This window comes from Pseudomonas sp. IT-P74 (assembly GCF_949768175.1).
Lineage (GTDB): Bacteria > Pseudomonadota > Gammaproteobacteria > Pseudomonadales > Pseudomonadaceae > Aquipseudomonas.
On sequence record NZ_CATKQD010000003.1, the window covers coordinates 59,360 to 79,820 of the forward strand.

Annotated in this window: 16 protein-coding genes; 12 read left to right on the forward strand and 4 right to left on the reverse strand. The window is 58.6% G+C overall.

Annotated elements, in window-relative coordinates:
* Positions 1-10: 10 nt before the first annotated feature.
* Positions 11-1,423 carry an NAD(P)/FAD-dependent oxidoreductase gene (locus tag ACM6J5_RS02940; RefSeq protein WP_414927774.1) on the reverse strand — a complete coding sequence of 471 codons (1,413 nt, stop codon included), beginning with the start codon at positions 1,421-1,423 and terminating at the stop codon, positions 11-13.
* A 306-nt stretch (positions 1,424-1,729) separates the two neighbouring features.
* On the opposite strand from ACM6J5_RS02940, the gene ACM6J5_RS02945 reads away from it, so the two are divergent.
* Positions 1,730-3,184, forward strand: coding sequence for a TrkH family potassium uptake protein (locus ACM6J5_RS02945; protein WP_414927775.1), 1,455 nt, complete (start codon positions 1,730-1,732; stop codon positions 3,182-3,184).
* Positions 3,185-3,318: 134 nt separating this feature from the next.
* Here the strand turns inward: ACM6J5_RS02945 and ACM6J5_RS02950 are convergent, their stop codons facing one another.
* From ACM6J5_RS02950 to ACM6J5_RS02960, 3 genes are all read right to left on the reverse strand, one after another.
* Positions 3,319-4,218, reverse strand: a complete 900-nt coding sequence (locus ACM6J5_RS02950; RefSeq protein WP_414927776.1) for a lytic transglycosylase domain-containing protein — start codon at positions 4,216-4,218, stop codon at positions 3,319-3,321.
* A 349-nt stretch (positions 4,219-4,567) separates the two neighbouring features.
* Complete coding sequence (locus tag ACM6J5_RS02955) at positions 4,568-5,149, reverse strand: TetR/AcrR family transcriptional regulator (RefSeq protein ID WP_414927847.1); 582 nt, start codon at positions 5,147-5,149, stop codon at positions 4,568-4,570.
* A gap of 2 nt (positions 5,150-5,151) precedes the next feature.
* A complete protein-coding gene (locus tag ACM6J5_RS02960) occupies positions 5,152-5,448 on the reverse strand; it encodes a hypothetical protein (RefSeq protein ID WP_414927777.1) in 297 nt (98 codons plus the stop codon).
* Between the two features lie 148 nt (positions 5,449-5,596).
* Between ACM6J5_RS02960 and ACM6J5_RS02965 the strand changes: the two genes are divergently transcribed.
* From ACM6J5_RS02965 to ACM6J5_RS03015, 11 genes are all read left to right on the forward strand, one after another.
* Complete coding sequence (locus ACM6J5_RS02965) at positions 5,597-7,021, forward strand: DUF1329 domain-containing protein (RefSeq protein WP_414927778.1); 1,425 nt, start codon at positions 5,597-5,599, stop codon at positions 7,019-7,021.
* A 23-nt stretch (positions 7,022-7,044) separates the two neighbouring features.
* Positions 7,045-8,691, forward strand: a complete 1,647-nt coding sequence (locus tag ACM6J5_RS02970) for a DUF1302 domain-containing protein (protein ID WP_414927779.1) — start codon at positions 7,045-7,047, stop codon at positions 8,689-8,691.
* 8 nt (positions 8,692-8,699) lie between these two features.
* Positions 8,700-11,114, forward strand: coding sequence for an efflux RND transporter permease subunit (locus tag ACM6J5_RS02975; protein ID WP_414927780.1), 2,415 nt, complete (start codon positions 8,700-8,702; stop codon positions 11,112-11,114).
* Between the two features lie 13 nt (positions 11,115-11,127).
* Complete coding sequence (locus ACM6J5_RS02980) at positions 11,128-12,093, forward strand: WD40/YVTN/BNR-like repeat-containing protein (protein WP_414927781.1); 966 nt, start codon at positions 11,128-11,130, stop codon at positions 12,091-12,093.
* A gap of 165 nt (positions 12,094-12,258) precedes the next feature.
* A complete protein-coding gene (locus tag ACM6J5_RS02985) occupies positions 12,259-13,242 on the forward strand; it encodes a PAS domain-containing methyl-accepting chemotaxis protein (RefSeq protein ID WP_414927782.1) in 984 nt (327 codons plus the stop codon).
* Positions 13,243-13,550: 308 nt separating this feature from the next.
* Positions 13,551-13,709 carry a hypothetical protein gene (locus tag ACM6J5_RS02990; RefSeq protein WP_414877149.1) on the forward strand — a complete coding sequence of 53 codons (159 nt, stop codon included), beginning with the start codon at positions 13,551-13,553 and terminating at the stop codon, positions 13,707-13,709.
* Positions 13,709-14,992 (forward strand): acyl-CoA dehydrogenase family protein, encoded by a 1,284-nt coding sequence (locus ACM6J5_RS02995; protein WP_414927783.1) that lies wholly within the window; start codon positions 13,709-13,711, stop codon positions 14,990-14,992. Before ACM6J5_RS02990 ends, ACM6J5_RS02995 begins: the two co-directional genes overlap by 1 nt.
* A 54-nt stretch (positions 14,993-15,046) precedes the next feature.
* Positions 15,047-16,180, forward strand: a complete 1,134-nt coding sequence (locus ACM6J5_RS03000) for a saccharopine dehydrogenase family protein (protein ID WP_414927784.1) — start codon at positions 15,047-15,049, stop codon at positions 16,178-16,180.
* Positions 16,181-16,190: 10 nt separating this feature from the next.
* Positions 16,191-17,750, forward strand: coding sequence for an AMP-binding protein (locus ACM6J5_RS03005; RefSeq protein WP_414927785.1), 1,560 nt, complete (start codon positions 16,191-16,193; stop codon positions 17,748-17,750).
* 17 nt (positions 17,751-17,767) lie between these two features.
* The gene (locus ACM6J5_RS03010) at positions 17,768-19,006 is read left to right on the forward strand and encodes a thiolase family protein (protein ID WP_414927786.1); all 1,239 of its coding nucleotides are present in this window, start codon (positions 17,768-17,770) and stop codon (positions 19,004-19,006) included.
* An 11-nt stretch (positions 19,007-19,017) separates the two neighbouring features.
* The gene (locus ACM6J5_RS03015) at positions 19,018-20,382 is read left to right on the forward strand and encodes an NAD(P)/FAD-dependent oxidoreductase (protein ID WP_414927787.1); all 1,365 of its coding nucleotides are present in this window, start codon (positions 19,018-19,020) and stop codon (positions 20,380-20,382) included.
* The last annotated feature ends 79 nt before the right edge of the window (positions 20,383-20,461 follow it).

A 20,461-nucleotide genomic window follows, 5' to 3' on the forward strand; every position in this document is an offset into this window, starting at 1 on the left:
TTCCTGAGATTCAAGCGATGGACCCCAGCAACCGTGGCAAACTCGCCTGAGCCTGCTGCCTGCTGACAGAGAGCCGATGCAGCTGTGCCAGTTTCTCGGTGTCGGTTTCTTGCAAGCCCCTGACCACCGCCGTCATAAAGTACAAACGCGACTGCTTGATCCAGCGGGTCAAACCTTCATGTCTTCCCCAGCGTAGTTGGTTACCCAGGTAGACCGCCCAGATTCTGATCCAGTCCGTGGGGACGTGAGGCGGGGGGACCATCATGCACAGCGAGTTCATTTGTGCCGGGTCGACCATGTGGCTTTCCACATAGGCGATCAAGGCCGCGCTGAACACGGGCTGGCAGCTGCTTACCATCAACAGGTTGATCTTGCCGCCGTCGAACACCTTCATGTCAGGGAGTGTCGGGATGGCACTGGCGCTGCAATCAATGTGCAGAGCATTTGGGCTCGTGGCGATGCTGCCTTGCTCGAGCACGATGCGCATTGGCTCGATAACGCGCACTCTCCCCAGGCGCACAATGTTGTCGATGCGTCGCAGCTCGCGTAATTCCGCTTGAGTGACGGTGGCGCAGCGGTAAGCAGTGGGTTCGACGGACGTATCCATGCGCAAGAGCTGACCCGCTGCCTCAAGCCTGGAGAACAGGTCCGGGATCGAGTCTGCGGCTGCGATGGCCTCGAACTGTGCCGTGAGGCCGCCGATTGTTCGTTCGAAGCTGTCGAGGCCGGGTTGCATGTTGGCCCGGTCGATCAGCCACGGATCGTTTGGCATGATCCAGCAGATTGTTGCGGGCGCAACACCGTTTTGCAGCAACCACAGGCAGGCGTCGATCCCGGTCTTGCCCGATCCCACCACTACGTAACTGGAGTAGGGGTGCCGGATTTCCGGCAAGTCGTTCAGTGGCACGCATTGCACGCCGGGCTCCACCCTGTACCTGGGCGGGTGGGTCGAGGGCACGGCTGTCTGGGCATGGGTGGCGTCCACCACCTTTTTGTACACCCGGACCTGATGGTTTTCGCCGCTGACGAGCGAGGTAAACCGGTGGTCGTCAATGCGGTCGCCGGTGTAGTTGCACATGGGGAAGTAACGGACTCGACCTGATGGCAGAAACTGCTGATTCATCACCTGGTCGAAATAGCTCACCACCTCGGAGCCGGAGGCCAGCTCATACAAGCCCTCGTTCAGTTCCGTCGTGTCTTTCGTGCCGCTGCCCAGTTCCCGTGAGTTGACGCCATAGAAGGCCGAGGGCTGGTGCAATCGGACAAAGGGGTAGGCATCATTCCAGTGCCCGCCAGGTCGACCGTGTCGATCCACCATCACGATGTGTGCATTCGTTTCCTTGAGTAGCGTATCGACGAAGGCCATGGCCGTCGCGCCAGCCCCGATGATCAGGTAGTCGGTTTCGATCGGATTTGCGTCCATATGGTTGCACCCTCCTGACGGTGGCCCCCCTCAACCTCCGTAGATTAGCCACCCATGCCGCGCGCCATAGAACGAATGCTCCTCACCCACATAACCAATGGAATTAATGGCAGCAGCCTGAATGTCCATACTCAAGCCGGCGTGCGCGAAGAAACATCCAACTGCGTGGCCTGGATTTCAGTTAAACGGTAGTCAATGACCGCGAGGTAGAAAATCAGGCTGCCAGTAGAAATTTTTACGTAAAATTTACGGGGCCTTGTGGTTGAGTATCCAATACTGCCCGGTGCTAATCTGGAAGGCTCTGTTATGTCCCTCGCAGCAATTCGACTTATCGGCTTCATCCTGGGCATTTTTCTGATCACGCTGGCCATAAGCATGGCTATTCCCATGATCACACTGGTGGCCTATGAGCGTAGCGACGATCTGTCGGCCTTTCTCTGGTCGAGTTTGATTACCTTCATCTGTGGCTTGTTGTTGATTGTGCGGGGGCGCCCGGATGCTGCCCAGCTTCGCCCCAGGGATATGTACCTGCTGACGACTGGCAGTTGGGTGGTTGTGTGCACCTTCGCAGCGTTGCCAATGGTGTTCATCAGCCATATCAGCTACACCGACGCATTTTTTGAAACGATGTCTGGCATCACAACCACGGGCTCGACCGTACTCACCGGTCTGGATAGCGCATCTCCCGGCTTGTTGATATGGCGCTCCATGCTGCATTGGTTGGGAGGTATCGGTTTTATCGGCATGGCTGTGGCGATCCTTCCACTGTTGCGAGTAGGCGGCATGCGTCTGTTCCAGACAGAGTCCTCAGACTGGTCGGAGAAAGTGACGCCACGTTCCCATGTGGCCGCCAAGTACATTCTTTTGCTCTATCTGGGGCTTACCGGCATCGGCGCCCTGGTGCTCTGGCTCGCTGGGATGACGCCATTTGAGGCAGTCAACCATGCAATGTCGTTGATCTCTACCGGTGGGTTCTCAACATCGGACGCCTCACTTGGGCATTGGACGCAACCCGCGATTCACTGGGTGGCAGTGGCCATCATGATTCTGGGCAGCCTGCCGTTCACCTTGTACGTCGCGACATTGCGGGGCAATCGGCGTGCGCTGATCAAGGATCACCAGGTACGTGGATTCATTGGATTCTTGCTCGTCACATCGCTGGCCGTGGGTACCTGGCTGTGCTTTCACAGCGATTACGGATGGTGGGATGCGTTTCGTATCGTGGCGGTCAATGTGACCTCGGTCGTTACGACCACCGGAATTGCGGTGGGTGACTACACCTTGTGGGGCAGCTTCGCTGTCTTGCTGTTTTTCTATTTGACCTTCGTGGGTGGATGTTCCGGCTCCACTGCAGGCGGTCTGAAAATCTTCCGTTTTCAGGTGGCTGCCGCTCTACTGGTCAGTAGTTTGAAGCAGTTGATCCATCCTCGAGCCGTCATTCAGAAGAAGTACAACGGTCATCCCATTGACGAGGAGATCGTGCGCTCGCTTTTGACCTTTTCGTTTTTCTTCACCATCACCATCGCGGCCATCGCCTTGGGCCTGGCTCTCATCGGGCTTGACTGGACAACAGCGTTGAGCGGTGCCGCTACTGCGGTGTGTAACGTCGGGCCGGGGCTTGGCACGATCATTGGGCCGGCCGGTAATTTCTCATCATTACCGGATGCTGCCAAATGGCTACTGACCGTTGGAATGCTTCTGGGAAGGCTGGAAATCCTGACAGTGTTGGTGCTCGTCACTCCCGTTTTCTGGAGATATTGATCCACTTTGTCAGGCTCTGAGTCTAAAAGGCGCATGCCGCTGGTTTACGTCATCTCGCCAGCGACAATGTTGTGTTTTAGAGACGCGGCGAAGACAGCGTCACGATTGACCGCTATTGGCCTCACGGAGGGTCGCTAGGGGTCGATAGCGACCGGTGAGCGTGGAAGTTCGGTTGAGCCATTCCCCGCCCGGCGTATTACCTGTTCCAGGTTATGCGTCCTACGGTACTCGCGATGGTTGCGATAGCGTTCGGTCAAGGACTGCACGAGGGTGACGTAGGATTGCGTCTCGGCGTAGGGAGGCACCCCGTTGTACTCGACCACGGATGCTTCGCCCGCGTTGTAGCCTGCCAACGCCAGCACCTGGTTGCCGTTGAAGCGCTTGAGCAGCCAGGCCAGGTAGCGCACGCCGCCACGAATGTTCTGTCGTGCGTCGAACGGATCGTCCACGGCGAAGCGCTCGGCGGTGGCGGGCATCAACTGCATCAGCCCCTGGGCGCCGGCTTCGGAAATGGCGTTGGGGCGAAACGCCGATTCGGCATGTATCACTGCGCGGACCAGCGCCCTGTCGACACCATAATGACCTGAAGCGGCTTCGATCTCCTGTCGATAGGCATGGGTGTCCAGGCGCAGTGAGGCGACCTTGAAATCCTTCGGCGCCATGCACAGATAGCAGCCCTTGATGTAATAGAGCTCAAGGACATCGATCCGTGCGGAGATCCCGACGGGGCGTCGGCTCACAAATTGACGAATACCCTTGTGGATGAAGGTGAACACCCGAATCCGCACTGCGCCTGAGTCGTTGTCCCGTACAACCCGTGGCGGGGCCGTTGCCTTGGCGCCTCTACCTGCGCCCGTCATGCCATTCAGGCGAGTGCAGCGGGCGCTGGCGATGGCTTGGCTGGTGTAGCTGATGGCTCCGTCCCTGGCCTGGCACTTGAACGTGGCGCTGGCGCACAGTGGAGCGACCAGCAAGGCCAGCTCGATGCAGCCAAGAAGGCTCTTGCGAGCCCATCGCCATGCTCTGGATCTCATCACATCGCTCCGCGCCGCAGGCGCCGATCAGGCCTGGGGTGCCTGGCCCGGGCGCTACCTTTGGAGGGCCTGTTCTGGGTGCCCCGCCTTTTGTTCTGATAGTTATACCCCTTGTAACCGGCCTTGGAACTTGCGTTGACGTACGGGCTGCCGGCGTTTCCAGGCGAGGCGCATGGTGCCTTCGAGGGTGTGGCACATCTCGTCGTCGTCGCACTCGCCTCTGTGGGCGAAAAGACAAGCGATCTTATGTCTTGAAGAATCGGTCGGGACGACACGAGTCAGGATGCTGGCGACCAACCTCCACCGGGGTACAGGTTGATGATCGTCAGGTAGATGCGGATCGAAATGTTCAGCGACTGGCCACTAATAGCGCTACCGCTTCGCAGGCCGTTTCAGTTTCTGCCTCCAGCCGTGCCAAGTCACCATGAGCGGACCAGGCGATGATCAGACCATCTACAAGGTGAACCAACAGTCGACTTGTGGCCTTCAAGAAGGTCTTGTCGAATTGTGCACCGATAGCTTTTTCCATGGCCTGTTCCGTTGCTTCTATTGCTACCGCGTAGATCCTGCTCGCCATCTCGGGATTGTTGCGCATGGCCCAGAAGAAAAGCTCGGTTTGTGCCTTGGCTATGTCGGGGTGGGTGCAGAACCACGTGACTAATTGGCGAAGCATTTCCGCTGTCGTTTCGGCTGCGGTAGTCCCCGCAGGCACGTTCGTCAGGGCCTGGTGTGGCAAGTTGAAAAGAGACTCATAGACGGCATAGAGGAGGTCGTCTTTTGTATGAAACACGTAGTGCAGCGACGCGAGAGGACAGCCTGCGGCAGCGGCGATACGTCGAGTCGTTGCATTGGCAACCCCATGTTCAGCAATCACTTTGACAGTGGCTTCCACGAAGTCCTGTCTACGCAATTCAGCGCCCACTCTGGCCATAGTCAAGCAATCTCCTTTGTTACTGCAGTAGCGCCTGCCTGGGGGGCGGCGTCAACGCCGGCGGATGCTACAGCATGACGGGTCTGCGAGTCATGAGCCGGCGTGGAGCGGCGCATGGGTTTTGTTGCCAATGGCACACGTGAATAGCTCATTCCAATGCGGTGATAATACGTAACAACTGTTTCGTAAATTCCCAGATTGGTGCGGCCTGCTGAAACAAGCTGGTGCGTCGGTGAGTGAGCAGTGTTGCCTGGCCGATTGATCAAATTTCTAACACATTGATAACTAAGCAAATTCATTTTACCTCCATGGTTTGGCATGTGGTTTGCTTTGTGGTCAATTGACTTGGTCAAGTGATCAAGTCAATTGATTATAGAGTGTGGCACAGCCCGAGTCTTCCCTCCAGGAAGGTCGCGCCGCCGGTTCCAGCCCCATGAGGATCTTCCAATGAATGAAGTTATTGAGCGGCCCTGCGCCGGCATCTCCACCAGAAGTGGAGTCAGGCATCTGATCGTGGCATTGGCAGCAATGGCTGCTATCGGCACTGTTCAAGCTGCACAGAAGGATCCTGCGCTGCTCGGTACGAAGCTAACGCCGCTGGGAGGGGAGGTCGCGGCAAGTGCTGATGGGGTCATCCCGGCCTGGACATCACCCGGTCCGCAGGGCAGTGGCTGGTCTTATGGCCAGGTGCGTGGTCAATCCTGGAAATTCAAGAACGACAAGCCGCTTTTCAGTATCGACTCCAACAATGTCTCGCAATATGCGGAAAAGCTTTCACCCGGTCAGGTGGAACTGTTCAAGAAAATCCCGGGCTATCGCATGGATGTGTATCCGACCCGTCGTAGCTGCGGTGTGCCCGACTTCGTCGCTGATAACACCAGGAAGAACGTCGGATTCGCCACATTGGATGCCGATGGTCTGGCCCTGAAAGAAGCTCACGTACCCGGTATTCCATTCCCTATGCCGAGCACCGGTGCCGAGGTGATGTGGAACATGAAAATGCGCTACCGCGGCGTTGGTTTCGATATGTCCAAGACCGTTTCCGGGATATCGCCGCGCAAGGGGGGGAGCGACTGGCTGCGTACTTCGACGGACTGGTTCATGTATACCCCATGGGGAGAAAAGGGCAGTGCGTTGTTCTCTTCCTTCGATCGCCTGGAAGTCGCCACTTATTTCTCCTATCTGGATCCTGCTGCCCTTGCCGGACAGGCCGGTGTGGTGACTACCAAGGCTGGCGAACAGGCGACCACGTTCTATTACTTCCCCGGTCAGCGTCGTGTGCGTCGCATGCCCGCCTACTCCTACGACTCTCCGCAAATTGGTCTCGACAATCAGTACACCATCGATGAGTCGAACGTGTTCTTCGGGCCGATGGACCGCTTCGACTGGAAGCTGGTCGGCAAGCAGGAGTTGTTGGTGCCCTACAACGCCTTCGGGGCCTATGACGCCTCTGCCAACATTGAGAATGTGGCCAAGCGTGATTACATCGCGCCCGAATCACGCCGCTATGAATTGCATCGTGTCTGGGTCGTCGAGGCCACAGTTCGCCAGGGCATGCGCCACCAGGCTCCGAAGCGACTCTTCTACATCGATGAGGATAGCTGGAACGCGCTGATGGCTGTCGACTACGACAAGCAAGGGCAAATCTGGAAGGTTCGCGAAGGCTATACGATCCCGGTCTACGAGACAGGCACCTGCGATATGGAGGCACAGGCGCAGTACAACCTGGTTGACGGTCGCTACCTGTACGACATGACGTCTGTCGGAGTGGGCAAGAACGATCACCGCTGGCTCACCGAGAGTACCGGCAACCCCCGCCTGAAGCGTGACTTCTACACCTCCGACAACTTGCGTGCCATCAGTGAACGCTAAAAAGCGATCGATCGAGAGCCATCATGAAAAAAATAATCACAAAAGCATCAGGCCTTGTCATCGTGTGTGCAACCCCTTTGGCAATGGCATTCACGTTTGAAACCGAGAACATCCGTGGTTCATTCGATTCCACCATCGCCTTGGGCATGGGCCTGCGCACCGATTCGCAATCCTGCAATCTGGTCAATACCGGCGCTACCGGACACAACCCGCCCAGTGGTTGCCTGGCACAAACTTCTGGCATTGGTGATCAGGGCAACTTGAACTACGACAAGGGTGACCTGTTCACCAACTACATCAAAGGCTCCCATGAGTTGCTGCTGAAGTTACCGGAGGACTTCACCTTCATGGCGCGTGGAAGCTGGATTCGTGACTTCGCCGCCACCGATACCACCGGCGCCCTGTCTTTCAACACACCCGCGGACGTTGGCGGCGACGGTCTTACCAATGATGCGCGTGACGACCTCGAATTCAAGGCTCGCCTGCTCGACCTGTGGGTGAGCAAGAGCTTCGATGTCGGCGATCAGCGCGTACGGGCTCGCTTGGGCAACCAGGTGATCAACTGGGGCGAAAGCCTGTTCGTGGTGGGTGGCATCAACAACACCAACGCTTACGATTACCAGGCCCTCGCGCGTCCTGGTGTCCAACTCAAGGAAGCCGTGCTGCCGGCCCCGATGCTCAGCCTCGCTTCGGGTCTGGGTTCGGGTCTGAACATAGAGGCCTACTATCAGTTCGGCTGGAACAAGAGCGAGTTGCCGCCCGTTGGCAGTTACTGGTCGACCACTCACGGGCTCGGTGAGGGCATGCAATCCTACGGGTTCGACGATAAGGGCGCTCGGGATAGCGGACAGTGGGGCATCTCGCTGCGTTGGCAACCGGATGACACCGATCTCAATCTCGGCCTTTACGTGATGCGCTATCACGAAAAGCTGCCGTCGCTGACGGTGCAGGTGCTCGATCCGGAGACCTTCGCCCTTTCGCAAAAGTGGGTATATCCGGAAGATCGTATGCTCTATGGCATCAGCGCCAACATGCCGATTGGCGACTGGGCTGTCGGCACGGAGTTGTCCTACCGTCCCAAGGATGCAGTGCCACTCAACCCTGTTCTTGATCTCTGTGCAAACAATGGCGGCAAATGCTGGGACGACCAGAAAAAATTCCAGTGGCACCTGACCGGCCTATACAGCCTGACACCCTCAAACTCCCCAGGGCTGCTTGACTTCACTGGCGCCAGCACGGGCACCTTGCTGTCTGAATTGGTGGTCGTGAAGTATCCCGATCTGCATGACAGTGTCGACGGTGAGCTGATTTCCGCGGGTTTGAACACCTGGCAGCTGGATCCATCGACCCCGCCGACGGCCAAGGGCGACAAAACCTCATCGGGCGTCAATGTGGATTTCAGCCTCACCTATGACGGGACGTTGCTTCCGGGTTGGCAGGTTACGCCTGGGATCTTCTATTCGCGCTCCCTGGGCGGACGGACACCCAATCTGTCTGCAACCTTCACCGAGGGTGCCAGCAGCATGAACCTGTATTTGAACCTCGTGCGTAACCCCGCAAGTTGGCAGGTCTCTTTCAACTACGCGAAGTTCATGGGAGGCGATACCCCCTACGATCAATTGTTGGGTGATCGCGACTATGTCGGTTTCGTGATTTCGCGCACTCTGTGAGGCATGTCTTGAATATTTCCGTAAAAGTGCCCGTCAAACGGGGGCGTGGTGTGCTGCCTTGCATCGAAAGTTGGCTTTTCGGGCATCGCCGGTTAGTACTGGCGAGTCTGGTCATCTTCACTCTGATCATGGCCTGGTTTGCTGTTCAGTTGCGTATGGATGCCGGCTTTGAAAAGCAGCTACCCATCGGCCATGAATATGTAGAAACGTTCGAGGCATACCGCAATGACCTGTTGGGGGCGAATCGCCTGACCATCGTGGTCAAGGCTCGCGCAGGCAAGATCTGGAGCGAGACGGCTCTCAAGCGTCTGTATGACGTCACTCAGGCAGTCACCTTTCTGCCCAATGTTTCGCGTAGCAGCGTGCGTTCGTTGTGGACGCCGAACGCTTTCGTCAACGAGATAACCGAGGAGGGCTTCCGTGCAGATCCACTTGTACCGGGTACGGTAACCCCCGAACGCCTCGATGATGAAACCATTGCCAGGATCGCCGATTCGACGGCTCAGGGGGGCTTTATCGGCACGCTGGTCTCGCGGGATCAGAGCAGCGCGATGATCACCGTCGAACTCAACGAGTTTGATGCCACTGGCGCGCGTCTGGACTATGTGGCCTACAACCAGGTCCTGGAAAAGCAAATTCGTCAGCAGTTCGAGGACGGTGATTTCGACATTCAGATCATCGGCTTTGCGAAGCAGATCGGCGATATTGCCGATGGCGCGTCTGCAGTATTGGAGTTTTGCCTGCTGGCATTGCTGCTGACGGCCGTTGCGGTGTACTGGTACTGCCACTCCGTACGTTTCACTCTGCTGGCAGTGGGGTGTTCATTGGCGTCGCTGGTCTGGCAGTTTGGCAGTCTAAGGTTGCTTGGCTATGGCCTCGACCCGCTTGCCGTGTTGGTGCCCTTTCTGGTGTTCGCCATCGGCGTGTCCCATGGCGTGCAGCAGATAAATTTCATCGTGCGGGAAATCGCCCATGGCAAGTGCGTCGAGGAGGCGGCGCGTTCCAGCTTCAGCGGTTTGCTGATCCCCGGCACGCTGGCACTGGTGACCGCTTTTGTTTCCTTTGTAACGTTGGTGCTGATCCCGATTCCGATGGTACGCGAGTTGGCCATCACCGCGTCGCTCGGTGTGTCCTTCAAGATCATCACCAATCTGGTGATGTTGCCGTTGGTGGCGTCGATGCTGCGGGTCGACGGTGACTACGCCGCGACCGAGGAGACCTCCCGTCAACGCCGTGCCCGTTGGTTGCATGGACTGGTCAGGCTCACCGAATGGCGTAATGCCAAATGGGTGCTTTGTGTTGCTTTGCTCGTCTTTCTCGCGGCGGTCTGGCAAAGCCATGACCGAGTCGTTGGTTCCCTGCAGGCAGGAGCACCGGAATTGCGTGAGGATTCTCGCTTCAACCGAGATGCAGTAGCCATCGCCAGCAGCTACGACATTGGCCTGGATTGGCTAAGCGTCGTCTTCGAGGTCAATCCGGGCAAGTCTGGTGACGGCGCTTCAGTCGCCTGCGAAGAGGTCGCCCTGGGTCAGTACCAGGATCGCTTTGTGTGGGAAATGGAAGGCGTACCCGGAGTGGTATCGGTTGCCGCATTTTCCACCAGCATGCGCCAGTTCAACGAGGGTTATAACGAGGGCAATCCGAAAATGAATGCGGTGCCCATCGATCCGGCGAACTACTCCTCGTTGGCTACCGAAGTGGCTCGTATTCCGGGAATCATGCGCTCTGATTGCAGCATGGCCGCCGTACACCTGTACCTGGCGGACCACAAGGCAACGACTATCAACAAGGTGATCGAAGCCGCCAAGGCCTTTCGTCGCGAATTCCCGATGCCAGGGGTGACGGTGCGACTGGCCTCGGGTAATGCAGGGGTGATCGCAGCCATCAACGAGGAAGTTGAAAAAAGTGAGACACCCATGATGCTGTATGTCTATGCCGCAATCGCGCTGCTGGTATTTGTCGTTTATCGGGATCTGCGCGCTGTGCTGGTGTGTTGCCTTCCTCTGACCATTGGTACCTTTATCGGCTATTGGTTCATGAAGGAACTACAGATCGGTCTGACCATCGCGACGCTGCCGGTGATGGTATTGGCGGTTGGCATCGGTGTTGACTACGCCTTCTACATCTACAACCGCATGCAACTGCATCAATCTCTAGGCCTGCCGATCGCCAAGGCTGTCGAGCACGCCTTGCTCGAAGTCGGTGTGGCAACCATCTTTACCGCGATTACTCTGGCAGTCGGCGTCGCCACCTGGGCGTTCTCCGACCTCAAGTTCCAGGCCGATATGGGCAAGCTGCTCGCCTTCATGTTCATGGTCAACATGGTCATGGCCATGACCGTGTTACCGGCTTTCGCCGTCTGGCTCGAGCGGGTGTTCCCGCGTAAGCGCGCTGTGCGCATGGTCGGCGCACTGGCGCACTGAGGAGAAAAGCAACATGCGATACATGATTTCATTCATGGGGGCTTTACTCGCTGCAGTGCTGCCACTGGTCACACTTCAGGCATCTGCATTGGAAGCTGTGCCGGCAGTCCCTTCGAGCAACGCCACGCAGGCCACCTTTCTGGATGCTGCATGGGCAAAGGATCGTGTGGTCGCCGTTGGCGATCATGGCATGGTGTTGCTTTCCGATGATCAAGGGAAAAGCTTCCATCAGGCAAGCTCGGTACCGTTGTCCACGCCACTGACCGGTGTTTCATTCGTCGATTCCAGGCAAGGTTGGGCGGTGGGTCACTGGGGGGCGGTTCTGGCCAGCAACGACGGTGGTGACTCCTGGCAGATTCAACGACTGTCCAGCAATGAGGATCGGCCACTGTTCGCTGTGCATTTTTTCAACGCCGAACAAGGTGTCGCCGTCGGCCTTTGGTCACTGGTGTTGACGACCGATGACGGCGGAAAAACCTGGGATGAGCAGAAGCTTAAAGCCCCACCAGGATCTAGCCGTGCCGATCTGAACTTGATGGGGCTTTTCGTCGACGCTCACGGCAGCGTGTATGCCGCTGCCGAACGAGGCCAGGTGTTGCGTTCCGATGACTATGGGAAAAGCTGGAGCTATCTGGATACCGGCTATGAGGGCACGCTTTGGTCGGGAGCCGTGTTGGCCGATGGCACCCTGCTGGTCGGTGGCCAGCGCGGCACACTGCTGCATGGCACCGCGGACGGACAGGTTTGGCAACGCGTGCCTCTGGAGAGCAAGAGTTCAATCACGGCCATCGCGGTGTCGGGAAAGCAGGTAGTCGTGGTCGGTCTGGATGGGCTGATGGTACGCAGCAGCGATGGAGGAGGGAGTTTCCAGGAGCAGAAGACGCCCGATGGCGTTTCGCTGACGGCTGCATTACTCAGCGGCAATGACTATCCCGTTCTGTTTTCTCGACGTGGTGTGGTGCCGGTAAAAATCAAGTAAAGGCATCTCTCGAGACGTCGCTGGAACGGCGAGTTGTTGACTCTGTTCTTTGACCCCATAGCTGATTTTGATTCCTCCCTTTGAGGGACCTCGTCGGATCCGACGTCCGGTCCCTTTTTTTTGAAATCAGCCAATCATGAATTCGACTGTTTTTAAGGAGGACCCATGTTTTCCGGAAGAAAGCTCAAGCGTCTGGCTGAAGAGGTCAGCTCGCGAATATCGTCGCTGTTGAGTGGTCAGCCAGCCCCCGATTTCCAAGACGATTTGATCAGCAAATATCCATGGTTGGCTGACAGCTTCGATGGGCTGGCGCGGCGGCTCAACCATCAGGAGCATATCAGTGCTGGTCAGAGATCAGATGACTCTGAAAGTGCTCTGGTCAGGGATTTGAAAAATTCTCTGCAAGCCGCTCGGGATGAAATGCACCAGCTTCAATGTGAAATCAAGGAGAGCAACCTGAAGCTGTCCGATCTGAATGAGCAGTTGGTTTCATGCAGGGAAAAGGAACAGGTCTGGGAAGTGACCAAGAATGCGCTCACAGAGGTTTGCTGGGAGCTGTTTATTGTTGACGGAAATCCGGATCACCCTGAAAACCAGCTTCGCTGGTCGAAGCAGTTCCGCGAACTCGTGGGCTATTCGGAACAGGATTTCAAGGATGACTGGGAGGGGTATTTTTCAATCGTCAATCCGGATGATCTGAAGCATGTCATGAAGGTGGTGACGCAATACCTCAATGCCGCGGACCCTTACTCAGGCTATACGGTCGAGTACCGAATGAGGCACAAATTCAAAGGCGAGATCTGGTACCGCGAAAGGGGCCAGGGCGTGATGGATCGCAGTGGCAGGCTGCGCCGCATCATCGGGGCTGTACGTGATATCTCGGACGAAAAGCTTGCGCAAACGCTCCGTGCGCGCGAGTTGGCTGGCATACAGGCGACTTACGAACAGATTTCGCAGGTCGTGAACGTGATCAAGAGCATCACTGACCAGATCAACATGCTCGCCCTCAATGCAGCAATCGAAGCGGCACGAGCCGGTGATGCGGGGCGCGGATTTTCCGTAGTGGCAGATGAGGTGAAGAAGCTCGCGGGCAGAACTCGAGAAGCCACTCAGACGATTCAGGACATGCTCTCTTCAAAGGCGCTTTAGTCATCGGAGAGGGCGTCCTTTCGGGGCACCCTGCATAGCGGATTTATCTGCGCGCAAGTGTCCGTTGCTCCCACAGCCTGCATGCCAGGAACCCGCTGGATGAGCAGGGCACGTCGTACTTTTTGGCCTGTTGTCAGGTGGTGCCTGCACTGGGTCTTCCATCTCCCGGTTGAACGACTGGCGAACCATAAGGGCTCGCTTTCAGGGAAAGTCTTGTGCGTGATTATTATTAACATAACAGTCGTTGCGTAAAATAAAACTCCTTGTTAAAGTCGACAAAACAACAAAAGGCCCCCAGGAGGTCGAACATGAAAGATTCCAAGGCTGGTTCCTGTCCGAACAACGGCTTGGCCGTTGCCAGAGGCTTTCTGGGCGAAACGCCAAAGGCCCCATCCACTATCGAACTCAACTGCCTGAGCGGTCGCCAGCCAATGACTTGCGGGCCGGTTCCGGCGAGGGTGCTCTGATGATTACGCTCAAATCCACCATGACGTTGCCGGCTGCCGGGTTGTCCGGTTTCGAATCCCCCCTGAGCGAAGAAGAAGCAGCGATCCAGGCCTCGGTACACCGTTTCTCCAAAGAGGTGCTGCGGCCGCTGGGTCGTGAACTGGACCGGATGAAAGCCGAGGAGGTCATCGCTCCTGGCTCGCCTTATTACTCACTCTTCAGTGAGTTCGCCAAGCTGGGACTGGATCCCGCGCTGCTGGCAGAGCTGCCGCCGGAAATGGCGGTGCGGATCGAATCCCTGATCGGTGAAGAGCTTGGCTGGGGTGATGCAGGCCTGGCGGTTTCTCTCGGCTGTGCCGGTTTCCCGCTACAGATGGCGGCCGCTGCCGGCAATGCTGAACTGGTGGAGCTTTGTCAGGGCCGAATCGGTTGCTGGATGGCCACCCAGCCTGATCGAGGGAGCGACAATCAACTCTTCGATATAGCGCGCGATTGGCCCGCGGGGCAGCAGGCTAACATCGGCAACCTGACCGCAAAGGTCGTCGGCGACGAGATCATCATCAATGGACAGAGCTCGGCCTGGGTGTCCAATGGCGCAGTAGCGCAGGTCGCCTTTGGCCTGATGTGCGCCGACTACGGTGACGGCTTTTTCGATAGCAACGGACTGCCCCATGGCATCGCCGTGGTCATCCCGCTGGACCTCAAGGGGGTTTCCAAGGGCAAGCCGCTGGACAAGATCGGGCAGCGTTCCTTGCCTCAGGGTGAGATCTATTTTGACAGTGTGCGGGTACCTCGGCGCTTTGCCATCGCCGAGCGAGATGCCTACTACGGCGCCGTCAGCTCGTCCTGGTCCTATGCCGGTACTCACATGAGCCAAGTCTTCACTGGCGTCGCTCGGGCAGCCTTCGAGTATGCGCTGCAATACTGCCACGAGCGTCGCCAGGGCGGTCGGATATTGATTGACCATCAGATGACGCGCCTGCGTCTGGGCGAAATGTTGCGCCGCGTAGAGATCGCCCGCGCCGTGGCTCGTCGTTCGCTGAGCTTTGCTCGTCTGTCGCCGCAAACCCACCCTTACGCCACTGCCTCCGCCAAGGTCACGGTGACTGAAGAGGCGTTGGCCGTTGTCGAGGAAGCCTTCCGCCTGTTCGGGGGTAACGGGACGACGCGCGAATACCCGATCGAAAAGCTGTTGCGAGACACACAGGCCGCTTTGATCGAGGACGGTGAAAACCGTGTCCTGACCATGCGCCTGGGGTTGCTGGCCCAGCAGCTCTACGCCGAAGGCTGGGCCCAGGGCTGAGCCGACAAAACCCACCCTGTAAAAATCATCCAATAAGAAAGCGAGGAACACGAAATGGCCAAATATCCTGTCGTTGTCTATGGCGCCAGTGGTTACACCGGCATGCTGACCATGGACTGGCTGATCGACCAGAACATTCCTTTCACTGCTGTGGCGCGCAACGCCGGTCGTGCCCAGGAAATGATGGCGCAACGCGTCGTCGGCCTGGAGTCGGCCAAATATGAAATCATCGAGTGCCCGCACGAGGTCGAAGCGCTTGTAAAGGTGTTCAAGGGCGCGCGCGTGGTCTGCAACACCGTCGGCCCGTTCGTCAATTTCGGCAAGGTGGCGGTCGAGGCCGCGCTCAAGGCCGGCTGTCACTACCTGGACCCTGCCGGTGAGCAGGAGCACATTCGTGCACTGCGTGATGAGTTCGGCGAGTTGTTCCGCCAGGCTGGCCTGCTGCTGTCGCCGTCGCTCGCCTACATGTACACCTTCGCCGAGATCGCTGCCGAGCTGGCCCTGGAAACCCCCGGCGTGGACTCCCTGGAAACCGCGACTCTGACCCGTGGACCGCGTGTCGGTGCCGCCGGTGTGACCGTGGGCTCCACCGCCACCATCTTCGAAGGCTTTCGCCATCAGGGCTCCTATCTGTGGGACAAGGCGCTGGTTCCGTATGCGCCCAACGCGAGCTTCAACATCGTTTGCCCCAATCTGATGGAGTCGGTGTTCTGCCTGCCCTGGGGCGGAACCTCGCTGCCAGTGTATTTCGAGCAGGATGCGCGTGTGCGCAGCTGCATGTCCTGCGTCGGCTTCTACGACAACCCTGTGATGAAGAGTGTCCACGCGCTGGGGCAGAAGTGGGAAGCCGAATACAAGCACCTGCCGAAGGAACAGCAGGATGAGGTGATCCAGAGTCTTGTGGATTCGACCACGCCGAGCATGCCGCCCCGTGAGCGCAGCACCCTGCAGCGCACAGTGGACTTCGCGATCGGCCGCGGTCAACTGACGGCAGTCCGTGCGACCGTGCACGGCATCACCCCCTACATCGCCACCGGCGCCCTGCAAGCGGCGGCAGTGGCCAAGCTGCTGGACAACGACGTCGCCAAGGTGGGTTTCGCCTCGTCCTCGAAGGCCTTCGGTCACCGCTACATGCTCGGCTTCCTCGAGCAGCGCGGCCTGGCACGCGCCACCATTACCCAACTGTGAAGTGACGAAGATGGCGATTATTGATTTTTTCGATCGTGGCTGGCGGATCAATCCGCATGGCGCGGCATACATCCAGGACGGCAAGGTCACGACCTTTACTGAAGCGGGGGAACTGTCCTGCCGCATCGCCAACGCGCTCCTCACGCAGGGGTTCGCGTCCGGAGTCAAGGGCGCGGTCTGGGCGGCCAACGATGTGACGGCCTGGCTCTGTGCGCTAGGCCTCTGGCGCGCCAATCTGTGCTGGATTCCGGTGGGCGCGCGCAATGCGCCCGAGGAAAACCGATACGTGCTGGACGCCTTCGATTGCGAGATCCTGTTCTTTCAGCGCGAGTTTACCGAGGTGATTGCTGCCTTGCGGCCGCAATTGCCCGGGATCCGCCGGTGGATCTGCATCGACGGCGAGGTGGAAGGTGCCGAGTCGCTTCAGCACTTCGTCGCGCAGCAGCCGGCAACCAACCCGCAAGTGGACATTGATCAGGAAGACGTAATCTGGGTGGGTCCCACGGGCGGTACGACGGGCTTGCCCAAGGGCGTCATGAACACGCATCGCAGCGTGCAGACCAGCTTTGCGCACTTCATGATCAATACCCCTTATCCGGCCAACGCCAGGCCTGTGAATCTGGCGGCGGCGCCGATGACCCACACCGCCGGCATGCTGTCCATGCCCTGCACGGCCAGGGGCGGGACGGTTGTCGTGATCACTAAGCCGGAACCGCAACTGCTGCTCGCGGCAATCGCGCAGTACAAGGTGACTGAGTTCTTCCTGCCGCCGACTGTCATCTATCGGCTGCTCGACATTCCCGATCTGAACAAGAAGGTCGACTTCTCGTCATTACGCTACTTCCTCTACGGTGCGGCGCCGATGTCGGTCGAGAAGCTGCGCCAGGCGATCGAGGTCTTCGGGCCAGTCATGATGGAAGGCTACGGACAGACCGAAGCACCAGGCGCCATCGCGCATCTGACGCCGGGCGAGCACTTTGTAGATGGACATGTTGCGGGTGATGAGCGGCTGTCCTCCGTCGGCCGACCCAATCCCCTGGTTCGCGTCGAGATCATGAACGACGACAACGTGATTCTGCCGCAGGGAGAAACTGGTGAGATCTGCGTACGCGGCGATCTCATCATGAAGGGCTATTACAAGGACCCGCAGAAGACCGCCGAAACCATCATCGATGGCTGGCTGCATACCGGCGATATCGGTCATCTCGATGCCGATGGTTATCTGCATATCACCGACCGCAAGAAGGACATGATCATTTCGGGTGGCTTCAACGTCTATCCGAGCGAGGTCGAGCAGGTGATCTGGGGGCATCCCGCTGTGCGCGACTGTGCGGTGATCGGTGTGCCGGACGAGACGTGGGGCGAGGCGGTCAAGGCCGTCATCGAGTTGAACGAGGGTCAAACCGTCGACGCGCAAGTGCTGATTGCCCTATGCAAGGAACAGCTGGGCTCGGTGAAGGCACCCAAGACGGTGGACATAGTGCTGTCCCTACCGCGCAGCCCGGTCGGCAAGGTGCTGAAGAAAGACCTGCGTGCCCGTTATTGGCAAGACGCTAAACGGCAAATCTGAAGTCCAGGAGTCATCTGATGGAACCAATCTATATTGCCGGCATCGCCATGACCGAGTTCGGGCGCCATCCGGATCGCAGCCTCCAGGACATGGCCCTGGAGGCACTCAATGGTGCGCTGGCGGATGCCCGCGCCCAACGCTCCGATATTGGTGCCGTCTTCTACGCCGGCATCACCAACGGCCACTTGCAGGGGCAGCTGTCGATCCCCGGGCAGGTGGTGTGCAGCAAGATCGGCATTGAAGGGGGGCCGATCTACAACGTCGAAAATGCTTGCGCCTCGGGCAGTACCGCCGTTCATCTGGCAGTGCAGAGCCTGCGCGCCGGCGCCACCGACGTGGCGCTGGCCCTGGGCGCCGAGAAGATGGTCGTACCCGACAAGATGAAAACCCTTGCCCTGTTCGAGGCTGGCTGGGACGTCTCCACCGCCGAGGAGAACTACGCGACGCTAGTGAGGATGGGGGAGGGCATCGTCCTTCCGGCGGGCTCCGAGTCTGATCGACCGTACAGCAAGTTCATGGCCATCTACGCGGCCATGTGCCGTTGGCACATGAAGACCTACGGCACCACCCAGCGCCAGATCGCCGCGGTGTGCGCCAAGAATCACAATCACTCGGTGCACAACCCCTATTCGCAGTTTCGCAAGCCATTCACCATCGAAGAAGTGCTGGCCGCGCCGCCGATCACCTATCCGATCACCCTGCCGATGTGCGCACCGATGACCGACGGCGCTGCAGCCGCGATCATCTGCACCGAGGCGGGCCTGAAGCGCATAGGTGCCGACCCCAAACGTTGCGTGCGGATCGCCGCCAGCGTGATTCGCAGTTTCACCCTGCGCGACCTGGCCGAACCCGAGAAGCATGTCAGCCACCTGGCCGCGCTTCAGGCCTACGAGATCGCCGGGCTAGGCCCGCAGGACATGCAGGTCGCCGAGGTCCATGACGCCTCCGCGATGGGCGAGATCATTCAATCGGAAAATCTCGGCCTGGCGCCCCTGGGGCAAGGCGGGATCTGTGCCGAGCGCGGTGATTTCACCGTGGGCGGTCGGATACCGATCAATCCCTCTGGCGGCCTGGAATCCAAAGGTCACCCGCTCGGCGCAACGGGCATTGGTCAGTTGTTCGAGCTGACCACCCAACTGCGGGGCGAGGCAGGGGCTCGCCAGGTCCAGGGCGCACGCCATGCGATCCAGGAAAACGGAGGGGGACTCATCGGCATCGAGGAAGGCGCCGTGGCTGTCCATATTCTGACTCGCTAGGAGAACCCGCCATGTCTACCCACCATCGCAACGAAAACCTCATAACCCTCACCGATCCGGGGCAGTTTCGACGCTTTGGTGGGTGGATGGATAAGCCGGACGATCTGCAACTGCAGCTACAGGACGATGTCAGCGCCGACGTGATAGTGGTCGGTGCCGGCTTCGCTGGATTGTCCACCGCATTGGAGCTGACGGCTCGCGGGGCCAAAGTCATCGTCCTCGAGCAAGAATTTGCCGGCTTTGGCGCCAGTGGGCGCAATGCGGGCTACCTTGCCGGCAGCATGGGGCTTGAGTTCGAATTGTTCGTCAGTCGAGTGGGGCGCGAGCAGGCGAAGCAGATCGTCCGTTTCTACGATGCAGGCGTCCCCTATGTGGAAAAGCGGTTGATCGAGCTGGGCATCGACTGCGACTACAACCCTTCCGGGCTCATCCGCGCCGCCGTTCATCCCTCGCAGGAAAAGCGACTGCGCAAGAGCATGGACGTCGGGCTCGATCTGGGTTCGATCACGCGCTTCGTGGATCAGGCCGAGATGCGTGCACGCGGGATTCCGCCAGCCTTCCTGTTCGGTTGCACACAGCACGGCGGCACGCTGGATCCGGGCAAGTACGTACTGGGGCTGCGCCGTGCAGCGATTCAGGCGGGCGTGAAGCTGTACGAGCAAACTCCGCTGCTGTCCTATAGCGAGGGGCGAACCATCACCTGCAAGACCTCGCACGGTAGCGCGAGTGCGCCAATCATGGTGCTGGCCACCAATGCCTTTACCCCACAACTGGGCCTGCTGCGCAATAAGGTCGCGCCGTTCCGGGTTTCTGCGATCGAAACCCGGCCGCTGTCCGCGACGCAGTTGTCATCGCTCGGCTGGCGAGGGCGCGAAGGCATTGTGACGCCGCATATCACCATGGAGAGTCACCGCCTGACTGCACGTAACACGCTGGTGCTGACCACCAAGCAGCTCAGTTACGTCTATGGCTCGAAGACACCCAACGTGCCGGACGACAGCGCCTATCGCGCATTGGCGCTGGCGCTGCACGAGCGCTTTCCGACCCTGCGCGGCCTTGGCATCCAATCCTGCTGGAGCGGTTACGTCAGCATGGCGTACGACGCTCTGCCGGTGGTGGGCGCAACCGGGGCACAGCAAAACATCCTCTACACGGCTGGGTGTGCGGGGCACGGTGTTGCTACCCAATCGCTCATGGGGCTGCTACTCGCCGAGCGAATCAGTGGTGTCGAGAATCCGCTATTGGAGGCGTTGCACCACAAGACACCTTCAATGCTTCCCGAACCCCTGCAGTGGTGCGCCATGAATGTTGGCCTCGTGGCGGCCAAAGCGCTTGATGAGTGGACGAACTGGAGGGCCCTGCAGCGGCGTAGCTGATCATCGTTGTTCCGATGTTTCCCATGCCACTGATCATGTTCGCTTCGCCAATGTTGCGCAGCGAAATACCTGTTGGTCA

Bases quoted from the DNA above. Each gene is read 5' to 3' on its own strand.
- ACM6J5_RS03005 (WP_414927785.1), top strand. From the start codon at position 16,191: ATGGCGATTATTGATTTTTTCGATCGTGGCTGGCGGATCAATCCGCAT.
- ACM6J5_RS02955 (WP_414927847.1), bottom strand. From the start codon at position 5,149: ATGGCCAGAGTGGGCGCTGAATTGCGTAGACAGGACTTCGTGGAAGCC.
- ACM6J5_RS02950 (WP_414927776.1), bottom strand. From the start codon at position 4,218: ATGAGATCCAGAGCATGGCGATGGGCTCGCAAGAGCCTTCTTGGCTGC.
- ACM6J5_RS03000 (WP_414927784.1), top strand. From the start codon at position 15,047: ATGGCCAAATATCCTGTCGTTGTCTATGGCGCCAGTGGTTACACCGGC.
- ACM6J5_RS02990 (WP_414877149.1), top strand. From the start codon at position 13,551: ATGAAAGATTCCAAGGCTGGTTCCTGTCCGAACAACGGCTTGGCCGTT.
- ACM6J5_RS02940 (WP_414927774.1), bottom strand. From the start codon at position 1,423: ATGGACGCAAATCCGATCGAAACCGACTACCTGATCATCGGGGCTGGC.
- ACM6J5_RS03015 (WP_414927787.1), top strand. From the start codon at position 19,018: ATGTCTACCCACCATCGCAACGAAAACCTCATAACCCTCACCGATCCG.
- ACM6J5_RS02970 (WP_414927779.1), top strand. From the start codon at position 7,045: ATGAAAAAAATAATCACAAAAGCATCAGGCCTTGTCATCGTGTGTGCA.
- ACM6J5_RS02960 (WP_414927777.1), bottom strand. From the start codon at position 5,448: ATGAATTTGCTTAGTTATCAATGTGTTAGAAATTTGATCAATCGGCCA.
- ACM6J5_RS02945 (WP_414927775.1), top strand. From the start codon at position 1,730: ATGTCCCTCGCAGCAATTCGACTTATCGGCTTCATCCTGGGCATTTTT.
- ACM6J5_RS02985 (WP_414927782.1), top strand. From the start codon at position 12,259: ATGTTTTCCGGAAGAAAGCTCAAGCGTCTGGCTGAAGAGGTCAGCTCG.
- ACM6J5_RS03010 (WP_414927786.1), top strand. From the start codon at position 17,768: ATGGAACCAATCTATATTGCCGGCATCGCCATGACCGAGTTCGGGCGC.
- ACM6J5_RS02965 (WP_414927778.1), top strand. From the start codon at position 5,597: ATGAATGAAGTTATTGAGCGGCCCTGCGCCGGCATCTCCACCAGAAGT.
- ACM6J5_RS02995 (WP_414927783.1), top strand. From the start codon at position 13,709: ATGATTACGCTCAAATCCACCATGACGTTGCCGGCTGCCGGGTTGTCC.
- ACM6J5_RS02980 (WP_414927781.1), top strand. From the start codon at position 11,128: ATGCGATACATGATTTCATTCATGGGGGCTTTACTCGCTGCAGTGCTG.